General features: G+C 73.5%; 1 protein-coding gene. It reads right to left on the bottom strand.

Annotated features, from left to right (window positions below; translation table 11 throughout):
- Positions 1-2,232: transglycosylase domain-containing protein (locus tag H5J29_RS29790; protein ID WP_312858472.1), on the bottom strand; the 2,232-nt coding region annotated here is incomplete at both ends.

Genomic DNA, 2,232 nt, shown 5'->3' with positions numbered 1-2,232 from the left:
GCGGGGGCTCGACGGACGGCGTGGGCTCGGCACTCGTCGTCGCCGTCGGTGTCGGGGTGGGCTCCGGGGTGGCGTTGGGCGGCAGGTCCGAGGCGGGCGTGCCGATCGGCGTGTAGCCGCCGAACCCCTCCGCGGGCTCCTCCTCGACCGCCTCCTTCATGAACGTCTGCCACACCTCGCCGGGCAGCGTCGCCCCCTCGATCGGCGCTCCCGAGGCGGTCCGGATCGGGGAGTTCATGTCGGTGCCGATCCAGACCGTGGTCGCGAGCTCGGGGGTGAAGCCGGAGAACCAGGCGTCGTTGTTCTCGCCCTCGAACCGGGACTGCACCGTGCCGGTCTTGGCGGCCACCGGGCGGCCGATCGACCGGTCGTCCGCGGGGGCGACGCCGAGCATCGCCTCCACGGTGTTGCGGGCCACCCGGGCGCTGAACCGGCGCTCGCCCCGGCTGTCCGGCGCCTCGTAGAGCACCCGGCCGTCCGAGGTCACGACCTTGGAGATGAAGTGCGGCGCGTGCCAGACCCCACCCGCGGCGATCGTCGCGTACGCGGAGGCCAGCTCGACCGGCGTGACCTCCTTGTTGCCCAGGGCGAGCCGGGCGTCCGGGTCGTCCAGGGGCGAGGTGATGCCTGCGGCCCGCGCGGCGGCGGCGACGTTGGCCGGGCCGACCTTGGCGGCGAGGGTGGTGAAGACGACGTTGTTGGACAACGTCATCGCCTGCTTGACGTCGCAGCGCGGGCAGTCCGCGCCCTCGGCGTTGCGCAGGCCGGTCTGCTCGCTGCCGTCGAACACGGTGCCCAGCCCGATCGGCGGGTCGTGCATGAGCGCGGCGAGCACCACGAAGGGCTTGAACGTGGACCCCGGCTGCTTGCTGACCCGGGCGTAGTCCAGCCCGACGCCGTTGTCCCCGCCGTAGTACGCGGTGACCCCGCCGGTCCGCGGGTCGATCGCCACCACCGAGCTGCGCAGGTTCTCCGGCTGCCCGTCGAGCGCCTCCTGCGCGGCGTCGACCGCCTTCTCCTGCCGGGTGGGGTCGATCGTGGTCGTGACGGTGAGCCCCGCCTGGGCCATCTCCTGGTCGGAGATGCCGAGCGAGTCCAGCTCGGCCTTCACCGCGTTGACGACGTGCCCCCGGTTGTCGGCCAGCGACCCGCTGGACCCGACCTTGCGCTGCTGGGTGGGCGGGAAGGTGGCGGCGGCGCGGTCGGCGGGGGAGAGCCAGCCCTGGCCGACCATCCCGTCCATCACGAAGTCCCAGCGCTGCACGGCCTTCTGGGGGTCGATCGCCGGGTCCCACCGCGACGGTGACTGGATCACCCCGGCCAGCAGCGCGCCCTCGGCCGGGGTCAGCTGACCCACGTCCTTCGCGAAGTACGCCTGCGCCGCGGACTGGATCCCGTAGGCCCCGCGTCCGAAGTAGATGGTGTTGAGGTAGTCCGTGAGGATCTCGTCCTTGGACTTCTGCTGGCTGACCTTCAGCGAGACGATCAGCTCCTTGTACTTGCGCCACAGGGAGACCTGGTCGCCGACCAGCGCGTTCTTCACGTACTGCTGGGTGATCGTCGACCCGCCGCCCGCGCCGCCCTGCACCTGGCTCCACGCGGCCCGCAGGATGCCGGAGAGGTCGAAGCCGGGGTTCGAGTAGAAGGAGCGGTCCTCGGCCGCCAGCACGGCCTCGCGGACGTGCTGCGGGATCTGGCCGACGGTCACCTTCGTGCGGTTGCCCTCCTCCGGCACGAGCCGGGTGAGGTCGGTGCCGTCGGCGTAGGAGATCGTGGCGACCTGGTTGTTCACGGCCTCGTCCGCGGTGGGGACGCCGAACACCAGGTACCCGACCCCCAGCGCGAGCAGCGGCAGACCCACCAGGACGCCCAGCGTGGCCGCCACGGACCACAGGATCGTCCGACGCCGGCGGGCCGCCCGCGCAGCGGGGGAGAGCAGGGCGCGACGGGCGCGGGCCTCGAGGCTGAACCGGCGGCGGAGCAGGTCGAGTGGGCCCAGCGGGCCCCGTGGGACCGGTCGGACCGGCCGGACGGGTTCGGCCGTGCCGGTGGTGCCGGTGCTCAGTCCGCCGCCGCCGGTGGGCCTGCGGCTGTCGGGGGTCTGCCACCACGCGACCCCCGCCCGCTTGCCCGCCCGACGGCGACCGCGCCTGCTCGGCTCGGGGGTGGCGGTGCTGCGCTCACGGGTGGTCGGTGGTGCGGAGGTGCGGTGGTCGGAGGTGCGGTGGTCGG

The sequence above is a fragment of the Pseudonocardia pini genome, assembly GCF_013870575.1.
Taxonomy (GTDB): Bacteria; Actinomycetota; Actinomycetes; order Mycobacteriales; family Pseudonocardiaceae; genus Pseudonocardia; species Pseudonocardia pini.
The sequence above is the reverse complement of the archived record's forward strand: the minus strand, read 5'-3'. Positions and strand labels throughout refer to the sequence as shown.